General features: G+C 54.4%; 20 protein-coding genes and 1 riboswitch. Of the genes, 7 read left to right on the top strand and 13 right to left on the bottom strand.

Annotated features, from left to right (window positions below):
• Positions 1–3: 3 nt before the first annotated feature.
• On the bottom strand, positions 4–1761 hold the full coding sequence (locus B472_RS01150; protein WP_192877836.1) for a TonB-dependent siderophore receptor: 1758 nt from the start codon (positions 1759–1761) through the stop codon (positions 4–6).
• Positions 1762–1933: 172 nt separating this feature from the next.
• Positions 1934–2182, bottom strand: a riboswitch (cobalamin riboswitch).
• A gap of 84 nt (positions 2183–2266) precedes the next feature.
• On the opposite strand from B472_RS01150, the gene B472_RS01155 reads away from it, so the two are divergent.
• The 4 genes from B472_RS01155 to B472_RS01170 all read left to right on the top strand — a co-directional run bounded on the left by B472_RS01155 (position 2267) and on the right by B472_RS01170 (position 4896).
• Entirely contained in the window at positions 2267–2494 is a 228-nt protein-coding gene (locus B472_RS01155) for a hypothetical protein (RefSeq protein WP_026039737.1), read from the top strand.
• Positions 2491–2820, top strand: a complete 330-nt coding sequence (locus B472_RS01160) for a cell division protein ZapA (protein WP_019427993.1) — start codon at positions 2491–2493, stop codon at positions 2818–2820. Before B472_RS01155 ends, B472_RS01160 begins: the two co-directional genes overlap by 4 nt.
• A gap of 301 nt (positions 2821–3121) precedes the next feature.
• The gene (locus B472_RS01165) at positions 3122–3895 is read left to right on the top strand and encodes a fumarylacetoacetate hydrolase family protein (RefSeq protein ID WP_026039738.1); all 774 of its coding nucleotides are present in this window, start codon (positions 3122–3124) and stop codon (positions 3893–3895) included.
• Positions 3892–4896 (top strand): 2-dehydropantoate 2-reductase, encoded by a 1005-nt coding sequence (locus B472_RS01170; protein WP_019427996.1) that lies wholly within the window; start codon positions 3892–3894, stop codon positions 4894–4896. Before B472_RS01165 ends, B472_RS01170 begins: the two co-directional genes overlap by 4 nt.
• Here the strand turns inward: B472_RS01170 and B472_RS01175 are convergent.
• From B472_RS01175 to B472_RS01185, 3 genes are read right to left on the bottom strand one after another with little or no spacing between them, the layout of a single operon-like run.
• On the bottom strand, positions 4883–6373 hold the full coding sequence (locus B472_RS01175; RefSeq protein ID WP_019427997.1) for a tripartite tricarboxylate transporter permease: 1491 nt from the start codon (positions 6371–6373) through the stop codon (positions 4883–4885). The two genes, B472_RS01170 and B472_RS01175, sit on opposite strands and share 14 nt — an antisense overlap.
• 2 nt (positions 6374–6375) lie before the next feature.
• Positions 6376–6873 carry a tripartite tricarboxylate transporter TctB family protein gene (locus B472_RS01180; RefSeq protein ID WP_019427998.1) on the bottom strand — a complete coding sequence of 166 codons (498 nt, stop codon included), beginning with the start codon at positions 6871–6873 and terminating at the stop codon, positions 6376–6378.
• Positions 6874–6892: 19 nt separating this feature from the next.
• Positions 6893–7885, bottom strand: a complete 993-nt coding sequence (locus tag B472_RS01185) for a tripartite tricarboxylate transporter substrate binding protein (protein ID WP_019427999.1) — start codon at positions 7883–7885, stop codon at positions 6893–6895.
• A 123-nt stretch (positions 7886–8008) separates the two neighbouring features.
• Between B472_RS01185 and B472_RS01190 the strand changes: the two genes are divergently transcribed.
• Positions 8009–9526, top strand: a complete 1518-nt coding sequence (locus B472_RS01190) for an acyl--CoA ligase (protein ID WP_019428000.1) — start codon at positions 8009–8011, stop codon at positions 9524–9526.
• Positions 9527–9530: 4 nt separating this feature from the next.
• Positions 9531–10343 (top strand): sulfite exporter TauE/SafE family protein, encoded by an 813-nt coding sequence (locus B472_RS01195; protein WP_019428001.1) that lies wholly within the window; start codon positions 9531–9533, stop codon positions 10341–10343.
• Positions 10344–10367: 24 nt separating this feature from the next.
• Here the strand turns inward: B472_RS01195 and B472_RS01200 are convergent, their stop codons facing one another.
• A complete protein-coding gene (locus B472_RS01200; protein WP_019428002.1) occupies positions 10368–11042 on the bottom strand; it encodes a sulfite exporter TauE/SafE family protein in 675 nt (224 codons plus the stop codon).
• Positions 11043–11116: 74 nt separating this feature from the next.
• Positions 11117–12499, bottom strand: coding sequence for an oxygen-independent coproporphyrinogen III oxidase (hemN, locus tag B472_RS01205; protein WP_019428003.1), 1383 nt, complete (start codon positions 12497–12499; stop codon positions 11117–11119).
• Between the two features lie 206 nt (positions 12500–12705).
• Here hemN and fnr point away from each other — a divergent pair, with 206 nt between their 5' ends.
• Positions 12706–13425, top strand: a complete 720-nt coding sequence (gene fnr / locus B472_RS01210; protein ID WP_019428004.1) for a fumarate/nitrate reduction transcriptional regulator Fnr — start codon at positions 12706–12708, stop codon at positions 13423–13425.
• 38 nt (positions 13426–13463) lie between these two features.
• Here the strand turns inward: fnr and B472_RS01215 are convergent, their stop codons facing one another.
• The 7 genes from B472_RS01215 to ccoS all read right to left on the bottom strand — a co-directional run bounded on the left by B472_RS01215 (position 13464) and on the right by ccoS (position 18678).
• On the bottom strand, positions 13464–13745 hold the full coding sequence (locus B472_RS01215) for a hypothetical protein (RefSeq protein ID WP_019428005.1): 282 nt from the start codon (positions 13743–13745) through the stop codon (positions 13464–13466).
• 28 nt (positions 13746–13773) lie between these two features.
• Positions 13774–15156, bottom strand: coding sequence for a cytochrome c oxidase accessory protein CcoG (gene ccoG, locus B472_RS01220; RefSeq protein ID WP_081504998.1), 1383 nt, complete (start codon positions 15154–15156; stop codon positions 13774–13776).
• Between the two features lie 125 nt (positions 15157–15281).
• Positions 15282–16202: a cytochrome-c oxidase, cbb3-type subunit III gene (gene ccoP / locus B472_RS01225; RefSeq protein WP_019428007.1), complete on the bottom strand. Its 921-nt coding sequence runs from the start codon at positions 16200–16202 to the stop codon at positions 15282–15284.
• 38 nt (positions 16203–16240) lie between these two features.
• Complete coding sequence (locus B472_RS01230; protein WP_026039741.1) at positions 16241–16381, bottom strand: cbb3-type cytochrome c oxidase subunit 3; 141 nt, start codon at positions 16379–16381, stop codon at positions 16241–16243.
• A gap of 9 nt (positions 16382–16390) precedes the next feature.
• A complete protein-coding gene (ccoO, locus tag B472_RS01235; RefSeq protein ID WP_019428009.1) occupies positions 16391–17017 on the bottom strand; it encodes a cytochrome-c oxidase, cbb3-type subunit II in 627 nt (208 codons plus the stop codon).
• A gap of 13 nt (positions 17018–17030) precedes the next feature.
• Positions 17031–18470 carry a cytochrome-c oxidase, cbb3-type subunit I gene (gene ccoN, locus B472_RS01240; protein ID WP_019428010.1) on the bottom strand — a complete coding sequence of 480 codons (1440 nt, stop codon included), beginning with the start codon at positions 18468–18470 and terminating at the stop codon, positions 17031–17033.
• A 70-nt stretch (positions 18471–18540) separates the two neighbouring features.
• On the bottom strand, positions 18541–18678 hold the full coding sequence (ccoS, locus tag B472_RS01245; RefSeq protein ID WP_019428011.1) for a cbb3-type cytochrome oxidase assembly protein CcoS: 138 nt from the start codon (positions 18676–18678) through the stop codon (positions 18541–18543).
• Between the last annotated feature and the right edge of the window lie 8 nt (positions 18679–18686).

The following is an 18686-nucleotide window of genomic DNA, read 5'->3' on the forward strand; positions in this document are numbered from 1 at the left end:
GTATCAAGGCTTGACGGGCTTCATCTTCCAGCTCAAGCCGATCGTGAGAGTGCGGGGCAGCTGGTTGTAACCAAACGCTGTTTGGTAGCGGGCATCTGTGAGGTTCTCAATCCTGCCAAAAGCGGTTAAATCACGGCTCAGCACATACCTGGCTGTCAGGTCTACCAGCACATTGCTGGGAAGCTCTGGCACCCCTGCAACGTCAGGTCTTGCACCCGTGTAGCGCGCACTGCCTCCGAGCGTCCACAAGCCCAGCGATTGAGACACAGACACAGAGGCGAGCGTCTTGGCGCGCCGCACCAACTGAAGGCCGGTGGTTTCGTTGATCGGATCTTGCAAAGACAGACTGGCGCGCAAGTCGGTCATGTGAAATCGACCGCTGTAACTGGTTTCAAGTCCTTGATTCTTCACTCGACTGACGTTGCCAAATTGCCATGTGTTGAAGTCGTACAAAAGCAAGTCGCGGGTCCGCGTATCAAACCAAGTGGATCTCAGGCGATGTGGCCCTGCAGCCCACTGCAAACCCAACTCTTGTGTTTCCGCCGTTTCAGGCCGCAAATTGGGATTGCCGCTGTAAGGGTCAAAAAGGTAACCCAAAGGCGGCACATTGAAAGCGGTCGAATGGCTTGCAATCAATTTCCACTGGCGGTTCAAGCTGAAGCCGTAGCCCAAGTACAAAGAATCTTTGTGCGACATGCCCTGCACATGATCACGACGGGCATTGAGTTGCAGGCCGTGCGCATTCCGGTTGAAAACAGCACCTCCATAAAGCGCGGACGCCGAGCGCTGGCGAGACAAACCTGAAACACCATCCGTGGACATGTCAATGCCTTGCGACTGGTGATCAGCCCCCCATGACAACACCCAGGAGTCCAGATCAAATTTGTTGCTCCAGGATGTGATCTGGCTGCGTGTTTCGGCCTCAGTCGCAAAAGGAAAGGAACCCAGCGTTTGTGTGGTGTTGCGCTCCTTGGCATCGGTATGGCTCAGGCGAGCAGACCAGATGGGGTTCAAACGTCCAGACCAAAAAAATGAGTTGCTGTCGATTTTGGCCCCCCCCTTGTGAACGTCTTGAGGGGAAGAAAAGCTGCCCGACACATCGTAGTCAAAACGTCCATTGAATTGTGTGGAGCGCAGCCCCAGCTGATGGTCGTCATTGAGTTTGTAAGACAAGGCCAAGGTGCGATTTTCGTTGGTATAGCCATCCAGATCGGGGTTGGCGTTGGTCGTTTGAGCGATATTGGCGGCATTGATACCGCGGGTATCGAGGCGGCTCACAGACACAGAGTACCCAAATCGCCCGACGGAACCCTGAGTGCCCATTTGCCTTCTGCTGGTTCCCAATGAGCCTTGCTCCGCGGTGGCAAAAACCGTGGGTTCACCCGTGCCTTGGCGGGTAAATACTTGGATCACACCGCCAACCGCACCACTACCGTGGATGGCAGACACATTGCCTCGCACGATTTCAATTCGGTCCACCTGGTCGAGCATGATGTGTTCGAGGCTGACAGCACCCGTCGTATCCTGCTTCGTCATCGGCACCCCATCCACCAACACCAAAACTTGAAGCGAAGCAGCACCCCTTAAAAAGGCAGTGGCTTGCCCTCCGCGACCGCCGGTTTGGGTGAACTGAAAACCGGCCTCCCTGGACAGCAAGCTGGGCAAATCCATGACTTGGGATTGCTCAATCGCATCACGGCCCAAGACGGTGGTGTGGGGCAAGACATCGGTCAATATTTGCTCGGTGCGACTGGCTGTCACCACAATCTCAGGCTTGCTGGTTTGTGCCAGAAGTGGCGAACAAAACACGGCCAACGATGAAAGAACGGGCACAACTGAGCATGCACGAATGGAACGATTTTTCATTGGAAACTAACAAGTCAAATGCCCTCACCGCCTTCCCCGACAGTGCATGGGCTTTACAACCTGTCTTGCGACAGGTCACCTTGTTGGCCGGTATCCGGGCTGGTAGATGCGACCTTCATCACCTTCCCAACAGCCTGTTTCAGAGCCATCAGTGGTTTGAGATGAAAGCTGGGTTTTCATTTGACTGAAAACCCGTCTACTTACCGTTGCGGGGGCAGCGCAGGTTAGGTGGGCCGTGGTGGCCTCGCCCTCCTGCTTCCCGTTGAACTGCGGACTGTGAACCAGTTCCGCGAGCACCAACAGTTGTCCATTCTAGGGGCAAAACTGTCGGCAAACCTACAAAGTCATTGAAGCTGGGGGCGCACGTTCTACAATGGGTCAATTCTTTCTTCAATTTGCCATGGCCCACTCCAACACCATCGATCAAATTGCCGAACGTGTCGATCATCTGTTGCTGCGTCACGAAGAGCTTCAGAAGACCAACGTTTTGTTGGCGCAACAAGTTCAAACGCTTTCAAACGAGCGGGACCAACTGAAATCACGCTTGGCTGCCGCACGTGCGCGTGTGGATGCCTTGATCGAGCGATTGCCCACTACTGCACCCACATCGCCTGAGGTCTCCTCATGAGCAACAAACAGATTGATGTCCAGATCATGGGCCAAAGCTACATCTTGGGTTGCCCTGTTGGCGGCGAAGAAAGCCTGCTGACCGCGGTACGCAAGGTGGATGAGGCGATGTGCAAGATTCGCGATGCTGGCAAGATCAAGGCGCGTGACCGCATTGCTGTCTTGGCGGCTTTGAATTTGGCCTTTGAGCAAGTGGGCACGCCCTCCGTTGCAGCCAGCTCTTCTGCCCCGAGCAGCCCAGACTTGCCTGCGGACTCACAAGAGCGTTTGAATCAATTGCTCAAGCGCCTTGACCAGGTCATCGAAAAGGATGGCCAGCTGCTTTGATGGCGGCGCCATGCCGATTCACGCTTTTGCGTTCACTGCGGCTCTTTTCATCATGGGCCTGCAGACGCCCCGCTAAAGACCTACAATCCAAACCGTCTGCAGTGCATGCCGGGCTTTATATTTCCTTGAACCAATGCTCTTAGAGCCCGGGCTTGGAACATCGGCTGGTGAGCGTGATCATCTCGCGTCAGATGAACCCAACGCCAGTCTGCCCTCGCCCACCTGAACCCCGGTTCAGGATGCCGGTCCGGTGGCACTTGCAGACACCTTTAACACCATTTGTATTCAATGGGGAAATTGCATGAGGTGGCTACGCTATTCACACCAAGGCCATATGGGCATGGGTCAATTGGTGGGTGAAACCATACATGTTCATCAAGGTCTTCTTTTTAACCATCCGCAAGCCACAGGCGAGACCTTGAGTGTGTCGGATGTTGAGATTTTGGCACCCTGTAATCCCACCAAAATTTTGGCGCTTTGGAACAATTTCAAAACGGCTGCAGAAAAGAATGGCTGGAGTGCGCCTTCAGAACCGCTCTACTTTCTCAAATCGCCCAATTCATTTTCACACCACCTTCAAGCTGTCATTCGGCCCCCTCACGATGTAGGACGGGTGGTTTACGAAGCGGAGCTGGGCATCGTCATCGGTCAACGCGGGCGCGACATTCCGCTTGAGGAAGCTGAGAACTATATTTTTGGCTTTACCTGTGTGAACGACGTCACAGCCATTGAGCTGCTGAGAGCAGACACAAGTTTTGAGCAATGGACGCGGGCTAAAAATTTTGATGGTTTTACCCCTTTCGGTCCTTGGATCGAAACCGACTTGGATTGCGCCCAAGCGATCGTGACCGCTAAAGTCAACGGACGAGAGCGCCAAAATTACCCTGTGAGTGACATGTTTTTCTCGCCCCAAGAATTGGTCTCCAAACTCTCCAGAGGCATGACTTTAGAGCCCGGCGATATCATTTCTTGCGGTACATCCATCGGGGCCATGCCTTGGCAAAATGATGCCGTTGTCGAAGTGAGCATTGAAGGCATTGGCACCCTCTCTAACACCATGAAAGCCCCAGCATGAGTTTGAACATTGCCATTGTGGGCGCAGGCGCCATTGGGGGTTACCTCGGTGTGAAGTTGGCCTTATCGGGTTGCAACGTCACATTTATTGCGCGCGGTGAGAATCTCAAAGCCATTCAAGCGAATGGCATGACGCTGACTTTAGAAGACGGCACATCTCTGCACGCCCCTCAAGTCAAGGCCTGCACCATCGATGAAGCAACACCGCACGACTATGTGTTTTTGACCATGAAGTCGCACCAGGTCAGCCCAGTTGCTGAACAAATTGGGCGCCTGTGTCACGACAATACCGCCGTGGTCACCCTGCAAAATGGCGTGCCTTGGTGGTACTTTTACAACTTGGTGGGCGAGTATCAAGATCGTCAATTGAGTTCCATCGATCCTGGTGGCGCCCAATGGCAGCACATTGGCCCACAACGCGTGATTGGTGCAGTGGTTTACCCCGCCGCCGAGTTGGTTGCGCCTGGTGTTGTGAAACTCATTGAGGGCAACCGCTTTACCTTGGGTGAGCCCAGTGGCGAAAAGTCGGAGCGGGTGACCCAATTGGCGCAGGCCATGATTGCCGCTGGATTCAAGACGCCTGTGTCTACGGACATTCGCAGCGAGTTGTGGGTAAAACTGTGGGGCAACCTCACGTTCAACCCAGTGTCTGCCTTAACGCACGCCACACTCGAAGACATTTGTAATTTTGATCTCACCCGCAATTTGGCCGCCCGCATGATGGCGGAAGCCCAAACCGTGGGAGAAAAACTGGGCGTTCAATTCAAGATCAGCATCGACAAACGGATTGCGGGCGCCCAAGCCGTTGGCGCACACAAAACCTCCATGCTGCAAGACATTGAGCATGGCAAAGCTTTGGAATTAGAGGCGCTATTGGGCAGCGTGATTGAGCTTGGCAAAATCTGCAACATGCCCACGCCCACACTCGACTCGGTTTACGCCATGACGCGCTTGCTCGAGCAGAGTGTTTTGAGAAGAGGCAAAGGGCTTAGCCTCGACTGAGCTTCTTGAAGACCCCCCACAGTGGCCACAACAGCATGAAGATGGCCAACCCAGTGATGGAGCCCGCCAATGGCGTGCTCACAAAAATTTCCAAACTACCCTTAGAAATCAGCATGGACTGTCTAAAGCTGGTTTCGGCCATGTCCCCCAGCACCAAAGCCAACACCAAGGGGGCCAGAGGGTATTTGAGCTTTTTGAAGGCGTAGCCCATCAAGCCAAAGACCAGCATCAAGACAACATCCAGCATGCTGTTGTGAACCGTGTAGGCGCCCACGGCACAGATCACCACAATGACTGGCGCAATGATCGAGAATGGAATTCTTAAGATCGCCGCCCACCATGGCACAGTGGTCAAGACCACAATCAAGCCCACAATGTTGCCCAAGTACATGGAGGCAATCAGACCCCAAACAAAATCTTTTTGCTCGGTGAACAACAAGGGGCCGGGTTGCAGTCCCCAGATCAAGAGTCCGCCCAACAAAACAGCCGCTGTGGGTGAGCCAGGAATTCCGAGCGTGAGCATGGGCAACAAAGCACTGGTGCCCGCGGCATGCGCAGCAGTTTCGGGTGCAATCACACCCTCAATGGCACCTTTGCCAAAATTTTCAGGCTGCTTCGAAATCCGTTTAGCCGTGCCGTAGCTCATGAAAGAAGCAGGTGTTGCGCCCCCTGGTGTCACGCCCATCCAGCACCCGATCAAACAAGCCCGCAAGGAAGTAGCCCAATATTTGGGCAGTTCCTTCCAAGTGTCGAGGACATCTCTGAGGGTGATGCGACCCTTTTGTCCTTTGAAGGCAAGGCCCTCTTCCATGGTGAGCAAAATTTCACCAATACCAAAGAGGCCAATGACCGCGATCAAAAAGTCAAAGCCTTTGAGCAAACTTTCTTGGCCATAGGTCATGCGCAATGTACCGGTCACGCTGTCCAAACCCACTGCGGCCAGAGCAAAACCCAGCATCATGGCCAACATGGTTTTGACAGGCGGCTCTTTGCTCATCCCAATGAAGCTTGCGAAAGTCAGCAACTGAACTGCAAAGAATTCAGGCGGTCCAAAGTTCAGCGCAAACTTGGCCACCAAGGGCGCCAAAAATGTCACCATGAGAACAGCCACCAAAGCCCCCACAAATGACGATGTGAAGGCCGCGGTCAAGGCCTGCGCGGCCTTGCCCTTTTGTGCCATGGGGTAACCATCGAAAGTGGTCGCCACCGACCAGGGCTCACCTGGAATGTTGAACAGGATGGAGGTGATGGCACCTCCAAACAATGCACCCCAGTAAATGCATGACAGCATGATGATGGCGGAGGTGGGTGACATGCCAAAGGTCAGCGGCAGCAAAATGGCCACACCATTGGCACCGCCCAAACCGGGCAATACACCAATCAACACGCCCAGAAAAATGCCCACCAGCATAAAGCCGATGTTAGGCAGTGTCAGCGCAACGGCAAAGCCATGAAACAGGTTGTTGAGTTCATCCATGATCAATAACCCAACCAAGTTTCGATGAAGCCTTTTGGCAACGGCAAATTGAACCAAACCTCAAACAAGGCAAACAAAGCTGCGCTGATCCCCAAGCCGACTGCCATGGACTTGAAGTAACTGTATTTGCCCTGCCAAACCATAAAGGCTGCGACAAAAGTCATTGAGGCCAAATAAATTCCCAAAACAAAAATGGCGGCTGTGAAAACCGCAGACGGGATGAGCATCAGCGACATCAAATTGAACTCATGCTTTTCGGCAAATACTTCTTTGCCATCGTCTTGCTTCCAAGTCAGCAAGGTTTGCAAAATGACCCAAGCAGCGCCGCCCAACAAAAGGCAGCCAATGTAAAAAGGAAAATAACCAGGTTCTGGGCCATCGCTGCCCCATGCCTTGCCTACGCGAATACTGTCGGTGATGACCAACAAGCTCACGCCTAAAAAGCAAGCCGCCACCAACAACTCCATCCACCGCATTTGCAGGTGTGTGTTTGTTTTCATGACAAGGTCCCTCAGGGTTTTATTTGGCCAAGAAGCCAGCTTCACGCATGAGGCGGTAATGTTCCACCTCTGCTTTGAGTAACCAATCTTGAAATTCCTGGCCCTTCATGAAGGTGTCTTTGAAGGCGCCGGTCTCCATGAACTCTTTCCACTCTGGGAGTTGGCGAACCTTTTGAAATACATCGGTGAAATAAGCCACTTGCGCTGGCGTGGCCTTGGGCGGCATGAAGATGCCGCGCAACATCAGATACTCCACATCAAGGCCTTGCGATTTGCAGGTGGGAACGTCTTTCCAAGACAGTGAGGCGGTGATTTTTTTGGGATAAGGCATGGGTTGGGAATCAAAGACACACAGTGCCCTCAAGGTGCCACCCTTCCAATGGGCCACCGCTTCAATGGGGTTGTTCACTGTGGTATCAATATGCTTACCCACCAACTGAACCGCGACATCACCACCGCCCTTAAACGGGATATAAATCATTTTTTTGTTGGTGGCTTTTTCAATGGCCACCGTGATGATCTGGTCTTCTTGTTTGGAGCCGGTTCCGCCCATTTTGAATTTGCCAGGTTCAGCTTGTTTAATCGCCTTGGTCAAGTCACCCACCGATTTATAAGGAGACTCGGCATTGACCCAAAGCACAAACTCGTCGAGTGCCAGCATGGCCACAGGGGTCAGATCTTTCCAATTGAAGGGCACACCCGTTGCCAAGGGGGTTGTGAATAAATTCGACAATGTGATGATGATTTTGTGACCATCTGGTCGAGCGCCTTTGGCATCCAAAAAGCCTTCTGCGCCCGCCCCCCCGGATTTGTTGACCACCACCAAGGGTTGGGCCATGAGCTTGTGCTTGGTGATCACACCTTGGAGAAACCGCGCCATTTGATCAGCGCCGCCGCCAGTACCTGCAGGCACGATGAACTCGACATTTTTAGTGGGCTCCCAATTGGATTGGGCTTGAGCGTTGAAACTGAACAAGCAGCTGACCGCCAAGGCAGCTGTGTTGATGAACATCCAGAGACGATTTTTCACAGTAAACTCCTTGGTAATTTATTTGACTCGTTAGTATCGTACTAGAATGATTTGTATCTTGTCGAGTAAAAAATCCGTTCAAAAACACTTTTTTATCTTTAACCCATGAAAAACCTCATCGATCTATTGGCTTTTGGTAATGACAAATCTGTTTGTTTGACGGCTGCAAACAGTGCGCCCATGAGTTATTCAGCATTAAGGAAACTGATTAACTATGTGCAAAAAGAGTTCAACCAAGTTGGTATTGGCAGGAACGATCGTGTGGCTCTCGTTTTGCCCAACAGCGCAGAAATGGCGGCCAGTTTTGTGACTGTGGCCTGTTGCTGCACGTCAGCGCCCCTCAACCCCAGCTACCGTGCCGATGAATTCGAGTTTTATCTGAATGACTTGAACGCCAAAGCCTTGGTCGTTGAAAAAGGTTCGAACAGCCCTGCAGTGGCAGTCGCCGCCAAAATGGGCATCGCACTCATTGAACTAGAACCCACGCCGACTGTGGGCGCTGGCTCTTTCACGCTGAACATGAATGGCCTCTCGCAAAAGGCGGCGCAGCATCCTGGTCAAGCTCAGCCTGACGACGTGGCTCTGGTACTGCACACATCAGGAACCACCTCGCGCCCCAAAATTGTTCCACTGACACACCGCAACGTCACTGCTTCAGCGCAAAACATTGCCCAAAGCACACGCTTCACCAGTTCCGATCGGGGCTTGAATGTCATGCCCCTCTTCCACATTCACGGCCTGATTGCCGGCATCTTGGCTCCGCTTTCTCAAGGCGGGGAAGTCTTTTGCACCAGTGGCTTCAATGCCTTGAAGTTCTTCAGCCAAATGGACGAAGTCAAGCCCACTTGGTACACCGCAGTGCCCACCATGCACCAAGCTATTTTGTCCAGATCGGCCAACAACAAAGAAATCATTTCAAGGGTGCCACTTCGATTCATTCGTTCATCATCTTCTTCGTTACCGCCGCAGGTTTTGGCAGAGCTGGAAGCCACCTTCAATGCGCCAGTGATTGAAGCTTATGGCATGACCGAGGCGGCTCACCAGATGGCTTGCAATCCGCTGCCGCCTGGACAAAGAAAACCTGGCACCGTCGGCTTGGCTGCAGGCCCCGAAATTGCCATCATGAGTGCAGAGGGTGATTTATTGCCAGTAGGGAGCACTGGCGAAATTGTGATCCGCGGCAGCAACGTCACGCCTGGCTATGAGAACAACGACAAAGCCAACGCGGAAGCCTTCACCCATGGATGGTTCAGAACAGGCGACCAAGGCGTCTTGGATGCACAGGGTTATGTGAGCATTACAGGCAGGCTCAAAGAAATCATCAACCGCGGTGGAGAAAAAATCAGCCCACGCGAAGTCGATGAAGTCTTGATGGACCATCCTGCTGTGGCACAGGTCGTTTGCTTTGGCATCCCTCATGAGAAGCTGGGCGAGGAAGTCGGCGCTGCCGTGGTCCTGCGCGAGGGCATGTCGGCCACTGAAAAAGAACTCCGCGAATACACGGCCACACGTTTGGCCGATTTCAAAGTGCCACGCAAAGTTTTGCTGATGGAAGAAATTCCCAAAGGGGCTACCGGTAAATTGCAACGCATTGGCATGGCACAGAAACTCGGATTGGCCTAAACCCATGGAAGCTCAAATCTTTTTAGAACTGGCCCTGACAGGCACGGTTGTTGGGTTCATGGCTGGCTTGCTGGGTTTGGGCGGTGGTTTGATGATGGTTCCAGTGTTGAGTTTCTTACTCGGCAACATGGGCGTCGCTGAAGACCTGTCCATCAAAATGGCCATTGTGACGTCCATGTCGACCATTTTGTTCACATCGGTCTCTAGCGTGAGGACCCACCAAAAGTTGGGCGCTGTGCGATGGGACTTGGTCAAAGGTTTAGCACCTGGCATTGTGCTGGGAAGTGCCATGGCCAGCCTCTGGATTTTTGTAGCCGTCAAAGGCGCCACATTGGCCATTTTGTTTGGCCTGTTTGTCTCTTTTTCTGCCTTTCAAATGTATTTGGATAAAAAACCAAAGCCATCACGTCAAATGCCGGGTTTCGCGGGTCAATTGGGCATGGGTGGTCTGATCGGGCTGCTGTCTGGCTTGGTTGGTGCTGGGGGGGCTTTCGTGAGTGTGCCTTTGATGACCTGGTGCAACGTGGCCATACACAACGCCATAGGCACCAGCGCTGCATTGGGATTTCCCATTGCACTTGCGAATGTCACCGGCTTTGTCATCAGCGGCATGAAATTGGAGAATCTGCCAGCCTGGTCACTTGGCTATATCTGGCTACCTGGCATGGTGGTCATTGCGTGCTTCAGCGTTGTGACGGCCCCTTTCGGTGCCAGAGCGGCACATCGATTACCGGTGAAGAAGTTGAAAAGGGTGTTTTCTTTTTTCTTGGTGTTTCTTGCGGTGTACATGTTCAACAAAGGCATGAGTGCTGCTTGACGGCTGGGTTGGCCATGCGTCTCATCAAGTGATGCACCAAGGGGCTTGGTCATGCACCAGCCCCATCCACAAGGCCCAGCCGGACACGCCGGCCAGGGCCAATCCCGCGGTGCGGATGCCCCAAGCGCCATCGCCCAGCGATTGCATGCGCAATAACAACCACGGCCCGGCCCACAGGCTGATGCTGCTGCCCAAGGCAAACAAGGCCATGGTGGCTGCACCTTCTAGCGGCTGGGCGGTCAAGGCGGCCACCATCAGTGCCGAATACAGCAAACCACAAGGCATCAAGGCCCAAAGACCACCCACGACCCAGGGAGCTGCCCTGCCATAGCGCGTGTTGAATGTGCGAACTCGCGCCCACAAACGGCGCGCCGCAGCATCCAGCCACACAGGTTGGCGCGCCTGAAACATGAGCCACAGACCAAGCACCAAGGCGGACAGGTGCAACAAAGTCCAGATCGGGCGAATGGCAGCCGATTGTGTGGTCAACCACCCCAAGCCCTGAACACTGGCGGCAGCCAAGGCGCCCATGAGCGCATAGCCCAGCACACGACCCCACTGAAACGCCAGCAGGGCTTGCGACCGCCGCTCCCCCGCCGCCTGGCCCAAACCCGCACAGGCAGCACCGCACATGGCCACGCAATGCGGCCCGCCCAAGACACCCATCATCAAAGCCGTGATGGCCAAAGAACTTTGCACGGTGAATTCACTGGTTGTTCAAGCTGAAGTTTGTCAGCGGTCCCCCTGTTGCTTGTACAAGCCAGCATAAGGGTTCAAATGATTTTGGAAAACCGATGGCGACTTTGATCGGCTTGGACGTAACGGTCAAACACCATGGCCACACCCCGCACAAAGAACCACCCGGTGGGCGTGACCTGAATGCCCGTCTCGCTCAGTTGAACCAAGTCTTGGGCCTGCAGGTCTTCAAGGAGGAGCAACTCTTTGGCAAACGATGTTTTGAAATCCACCATCCACGCCAAATCGATGGATTCAAACTGGAGATGCCCCTGACACATCAAGGCCATGATGACCGAGCGGCGAATCAGGTCGTCGCGTGACAGCGCCAAACCCCTGACCACAGGGAAACGGCCCTGGTCGAGCGCGTCGACATACTCGTCCATGGTCTTGGCATTTTGGCTGTAAGTGGCTCCGACGCGTCCAATGGAGGACACACCCAGAGCGATCAAATCGCTGTCGGCTTGCGTGCTGTAACCCTGAAAATTTCGGTGCAAGCGACCCTGCCGTTTGGCCACCGCCAGTGGATCATCGGGCAAGGCAAAGTGGTCCATGCCGATATAGACGTAGCCAGCCTCGGTCAGTGCATCGAGCGCGCGCGCCAGCATGGCCACCTTGGTGCTGCCAGAGGGCAGGTCCTCCGCGTGGATGCGCCGTTGCGGCTTGAAACGATCCGGTAGATGCGCGTAGGCATACAGGGCAATGCGGTCAGGCCTGAGACGTTTGATTTGTTCCAAAGTACGGTCAAATGAAGCCGTCGTTTGCATGGGCAAACCGTAAATCAGGTCCACATTGACTGATTCAAAACCCAAGCGGCGAGAAGCTTCAATCAGCTGAAAGACTTGCTCGGTTGGTTGGATTCGGTGCACGGCTTTTTGCACGGCAGGGTCAAAGTCCTGAACGCCAAAACTCAGGCGGTTAAAGCCCAACGCGGCCAGCACCGCCAGACGCCCCTCATCCACGGTGCGCGGATCGACTTCAACCGAGTATTCACCGCCAGGGACAAAGGTGAAGTGCGCCCGCAACATGGCCATGAGTTGGCCCAGTTCTTCGTCGCTCATGAAGGTGGGCGTGCCCCCACCCAGGTGCAATTGGCTCACCGGCTGACCCTGTCCCAGATGTTGGCTGTGCAGGATCACCTCTTTCGTGAGGTACCGCAAGTACGTGGCCGCCCGGTCTTTGTGTTGGGTGATGATTTTGTTGCAAGCACAGTAGTAGCACAGCGACTCACAAAACGGGATGTGCACGTACAAGGACAAAGGCGGCTGCTGACCCACACGGCAGGACTGGCGTTGGTGCAAAACCTGGATGTAATCGGCCTCGCCAAAGGCTTCCACAAATCGGTCTGCAGTGGGGTAAGAGGTGTAGCGCGGGCCTGACACATCAAAACGTGTCAACAATTCAGGCGAAATGACGGACATGGTTCTGCCCCTGGTAAAACATGTTCCAAAGAATGTGGTGACTTTGCCTGTCAGGCCACGCCCCTGTATTGACCCAGATCAAACAAGCTACCGGTTTTCAATGATTTCCGGTCCATATCGGGTACAGACTGAACATCCGTCAATTTTTGGCCTTAAGCTCAAGACTTGATCCAGAGCAAATTCATTTTTTTACATTGCATAAAACCATGAATCCACAAGCCATCAAAGTCGCCTGTTCCAACTGCAACTTGAGAGAGTTGTGCATGCCCATGGGCCTGAACGACCATGACCTGAACCGACTTGACGACTTGGTCGCCATTCGGCGAAAAGTCAAACGAGGCACCACCTTGTTCACCAATGGCGACAAGTTCACTTCTTTGTACGCCATTCGCACCGGATTTTTCAAAACCTGCCTGGCCACCGAAGACGGACGCGACCAGGTCACAGGTTTTCAGATGGCAGGCGAGATCATCGGCCTGGATGGCATCGTGAACGACCTTCACACCTGTGATGCTGTGGCACTGGAAGACGCTGAAGTTTGCGTGATGCCTTTTGACCGGATCGAAGAAATCTCACGCGAGGTGACCGCACTTCAACACCATGTGCACAAAATCATGAGCCGTGAAATCGTGCGCGAACACGGGGTGATGCTGCTTTTGGGCAGCATGCGTGCCGAAGAACGCTTGGCTGCTTTTTTGTTGAACTTGGTACAACGCCTCCATGCACGGGGTTTCTCGCAGTCTGAATTGGTGCTGCGCATGACCCGTGAAGAAATCGGAAGCTACTTGGGCCTGAAGCTTGAAACCGTCAGCCGTACTTTCTCGAAATTTGTCGAAGACGGCTTGGTCGAGGTGAAACAACGCCACGTCCGAATTCTGGACAGCGATGGCCTTCAGCGTTTGGTCAACCACAACACTTGCCACTGAAAGACTCAAGCAAGGCTGAGGCTTTGAGCGGCTGGGCTTTAAGGTTTGTTGGGCGCTGATGCCGAATCGGCAGGCACCGGCAACTCACCCGTCGCAGCATGGTTTCGCCCTTGCATGGCGGGCGCATGGGTGATGCCTTGGCGTTCTTGAATGGCGGTCCGCGGTGTCACCGTGATCACTGGATCAGGATGGGTCACGGCGATATAAAGCGTGGCAAAACCCGCCACCACCACCACCGCTGGGCCTGCCAACACCATCCAGACGAGGCCAAATCGCCACCATGGCAGTCCATCTTGAGGGCTCTTCAGTGCATTGCTCATGCTTGTCTTTCCAAAAGAATCAGTTCGTTCAACGGGGCACCAAAAACACCGTTTTTTCGTGCAATAGACCGACCTCATGCCCATTTGGCCAACGGGCTTGGATGCGGAAATCAATCGGGTGTGAGCCTGCTGACGCAGCTTCATAGGGCAATTGCAAACGGACAGAGACCCAGCGCGATTCGGTTGCCGCCACTTGCACCTGCGGTTCTGTGACCAAGCGCAGGCCGCTCAATCCAGCCACATCGAGGTTAAACATCAGTGGCTGCTCAGAAGCATTCATGATTTGGAGTCGGTAGACGTTTTCGATTTGCCCACCCGAAACCACTCGGGCCAAAGTGGCGCGGTCGCGCTCAATGTCCACCTTGAACGGCAGACGCAGCCACAAGGACGCGCCAACGCCCAGGATGATGGCCCAAAGGATCGCCGTGTAAATGAGCACACGGGGCCGAAAAATTCGCCGAACCATCTGCCCCCAAGCCCAGCCCTGGTCGAGCGCATTTTGCGTCGAAAACTTGACCAAACCTCGCGGATAACCCACTTTGTCCATGACCGTGTCGCACACATCCACACAAGCGCCACATCCAATGCATTCGTACTGCAGGCCTTTGCGGATGTCGATGCCCGTGGGACAAACCTGCACGCACAAGGTGCAGTCCACACAAGCACCCAGCCCCAGGGTTTTCAGGTCTGCCTGTTTGGAGCGTGCACCCCGTGGCTCACCACGCGCTTCGTCATAGGTGACGATCAAAGTGTCTTTGTCGAACATGGCGCTTTGAAAGCGCGCATAGGGGCACATGTATTTGCAGACTTGCTCTCGCATGAAACCCGCATTGCCGTAAGTGGCCAAGCTGTAAAACAGGATCCAGAAAATTTCCCAAGGACCCAAACCCAGCGACAAGACAGCATGAGTCAGCTCGCGAATGGGTGTGAAGTAACCCACGAAGCTGAAACCTGTCCACAATGACAACAACAGCCAAACGATTTGTTTACCGCTTTTGCGAGAAAGCTTGTTGATGCTCATGGGTGCGGCATCCAAACGCAAACGCGCTGAGCGGTCACCTTCGAATTTCCGTTCGACCCACATGAAGATTTCGCTGTAAACCGTTTGTGGGCAAGCAAAGCCGCACCACAAACGCCCCGCCACAGCCGTGAACAAGAAAAGCGACAGCGCTGAAATGACCAGCAGAGCCGTCAAGTAAATGAAGTCCTGCGGGTAGAACACCCAGCCAAAAATATAAAACCGACGCGCACCCAAATCAAACAAAACCGCCTGACGCTGCCCCCATTCCAGCCATGGCAAACCATAAAAAAGCAACTGGGTGATGAAAACCGTGAACCATCGCCAGCGCGCGAACATGCCTTGCACGCTGCGGGGGTAGATTTTTTGATGCGCCTGGTACAAGGACACCATCTCGCCTTCGGCTGGCAAAGGCGTGATGGGGATCACGCTGCGCGAGGAGCGTTCATCGGAAGTAGACAACGTGCAGACCTTGGATCAGTTTTTACAGCGGGCAAGGCTAGAGGCGACAGGGGTCATCACTTGGCAACTTTGGCCACAGCGTTATTGGACAAACCCCATACGTACGAGGCCAACACATGGATTTGCGCCTCGCTCAGCTTGTCAACCTGCGCCGGCATGAGGTTGACTTTGCCCTTGTTGATGATGTTCACAATGGCGCTTTCCCCCCAGCCGTGCAACCAAATGTCATCGGTCAAGTTGGGGGCGCCCACGGCTTGATTGCCCTTGCCGTCCATGCCGTGGCATGCAGCACAAACCCCGAACTTGGACTTGCCCAGAGAAGCACGCAGTGAGTCGTGCGGGCTTTGGGACAGGCTCAAAACGTAATGCGCCACATTGCGCACATCATCGGGTGTGCCCAGGGCTGCGGCCATGGGCGGCATGTTGCCGGCACGGCCTTGGACCAAGGTCGCTTTGATCGCATCGGGCGTGCCGCCATACAGCCAGTCACCATCGGCCAAGTTGGGAAAGCCTTTACTGCCGCGTGCGTCAGAGCCATGGCACTGAGCGCAGTTGTTCATGAAAAGTCGGTCGCCGATGGCCATCGCCTGCGGATCCTTGGACACCTCTTCTGGCGGCATGCCCGAAAACTTGGTGTAAATCGGCGCCACATCGGCATTGCCTTTGGCCACCTCGGCCTCGTACTGACCTGCTGAAGACCAACCAAACTTGCCTGCCCATGTGCCCACACCGGGGTACATGGCCAAGTACACCAATGCAAAGATGATGGTGATGATGAACAAGCCCACCCACCAACGGGGCAGCGGGTTGTTCATTTCTCGCAGGTCACCGTCCCAAACATGGCCGGTGGTGTTGTCGTTGGCCGTCATGGCCTTGGCCTTGCCGCTGAACCACAGCAAGAGCAAACAGGCCATGATGCTGACCAGCGTGATACCGGCCACATACCAGTGCCAGAAATGGCTGACAAAGTCACTCATGGAAATTCCTTGGTTTTATGAGATGGCGTGAGGACACTTCAGTCGTTTTGGCGAAAGGGCAGTTGTGCCGCCTCGTCAAAATCAGATTGGTGACGGCCTGACCAGGCCCACAGCACGATGCCAACAAAGCAGCAAAAAGCGAGCAAGGTCACAACGGAGCGCACGGTGTTGATGTCCATGACCATTCCTTATTTACGGTGGGTGCCCAGCACCTGGAGGTAGGCGATGACGGCATCCAGCTCGGTCTTATCTTTCACCGCTTCAGGTGCTTTGGCGATTTCGTCATCGCTGTAGGGCGCACCCAAGGTGCGCAAGCCGTTCATGTGGGCTTGGATCGAGGCTGCACTGGCAGGTGTTTTCTCAAGCCACGGGTAGGCGGGCATGTTGGACTCGGGCACCAGATCACGTGGATTGGTCAGGTGAATGCGGTGCCACTCGTCGCTGTAGCGGCCGCCCACACGGGCCAGATCGGGGCCAGTTCGCTTAGAACCCCACTGAAAGGGTCGGTCATACACAAACTCACCGGCCAGCGAGTAAGGGCCATAACGCAGTGTTTCGGCTCGGAAAGGCCGGATCATCTGCGAGTGGCAGTTGTAGCAGCCTTCGCGCACATACACATCGCGCCCCACCACTTGCAAGGCGGTGTAGGGCTTGAGGCCAGGCACCGGCTCGGTGGTGGATTTTTGGAAGAACAGGGGCAAGATTTCAACCATGCCGCCCACCAACAGGACCACCAAGATCAGCACGATCATCAGGAAGTTGTTGGTCTCGACTTTTTCATGCGACAGGCCGCCTGATTTGGGGTTTTGAGCCATGTTTTATTTCTCCTCAAGCGTGTGCAGGGGCCAGTGTGGGGATTCGGACTTCCACCGAGCGGCCTTGGGTCACGGTCATGATGGTGTTCCAGAGCATGATCAGCATGCCGCCGAAGTACAACAAGCCACCGAGCAAACGCAGGACATAGAACGGATAAGTGGCTTTGACCGATTCCACAAAGGTGTAGGTCAAGGTGCCGTCGGTGTTGATGGCACGCCACATCAGGCCTTGCATCACCCCGGCAATCCACATCGCTGCGATGTAAATCACGATGCCGATGGTGGCGGTCCAGAAGTGAACCTCAATCGCCTTGACGCTGTACATCTGCTTTTGACCAAACAGGCGGGGAATCAGGTAGTACATCGAGCCCATCGTGACCAAGCCCACCCAACCCAAAGCACCCGAATGCACATGGCCCACGGTCCAGTCGGTGTAGTGGCTCAGGGCGTTGACGGTCTTGATGGACATCATCGGGCCTTCAAAAGTCGACATGCCGTAGAAAGACAGAGACACAATCAAGAACCGCAAAATCGGGTCGTCACGCAGTTTGTGCCAAGCGCCCGACAAAGTCATGATGCCGTTGATCATGCCGCCCCAGCTGGGCGCCAACAAAATCAAAGAAAAGACCATGCCAATGGACTGCGTCCAATCGGGCAAGGCGGTGTAATGCAGGTGGTGGGGGCCTGCCCACATGTAGGTGAAGATCAGCGCCCAAAAGTGCACGATCGACAGGCGGTACGAATACACAGGGCGCTCGGCCTGCTTGGGGATGAAGTAATACATCATGCCCAAGAAGCCCGCCGTCAAAAAGAAGCCCACCGCGTTGTGGCCGTACCACCACTGCACCATGGCGTCTTGCACACCCGCGTAGGCCGAGTACGACTTCATCATGCCCACAGGCAAAGCCGCACTGTTGACGATGTGCAGCAATGCCACGGCGATGATGAAGGCCCCAAAAAACCAGTTGGCCACATAGATGTGCCGCACCTTGCGTGTGCCGATGGTGCCAAAAAACACCACAGCAAACGCCACCCAGACCAAGGTGATCAGAATGTCGATCGGCCACTCCAATTCAGCGTATTCTTTGCCGCTGGTGAAACCCAGAGGCAAGGAAATGGCGGCCAACACAATCACCAATTGCCAGCCCCAGAACGTGAAAGCCGCCAGTGGGTCACTGATCAGCCGCACATTGCAGGTGCGCTGCACCACGTAATAGGCTGCGGCAAACAAGCCGCAACCACCGAACGCAAAAATCACCGCATTGGTGTGCAGTGGGCGTAAGCGTCCATAGCTGAGCCAGGAAATGCCAAAGTTGAGTTCCGGCCAGGTCAGCTGGGCCGCGATGATCACGCCCACCAGCATGCCCACCACACCCCAGACCACCGTCATGATGGCGAACTGCCTGACAACTTTGTCGTTGTAAGACGTCGCCTGCATATTGGCAAATTTCATTTTCACCTCTTGTTTTTAAAATCTTCGAACCGAGTGTGCACGGACGCACATTGGCAAGACTTGATCGAAATCAATCGTCCCGCAAAATTCGTTCGCCTTCGGCTTCCATGTCCTCAAATTGACCGCGGTAGATCGCCCACCACAAGCCCGCCAAGATGAAAAACACCAAGGCCACCGACAAAGGGATCAACAAATACAAGATGTCCATGCTGTTTT

Source organism: Limnohabitans sp. Rim28 (genome assembly GCF_000293865.2).
In the GTDB taxonomy this organism is placed as follows: Bacteria; Pseudomonadota; Gammaproteobacteria; order Burkholderiales; family Burkholderiaceae_C; genus Limnohabitans_A.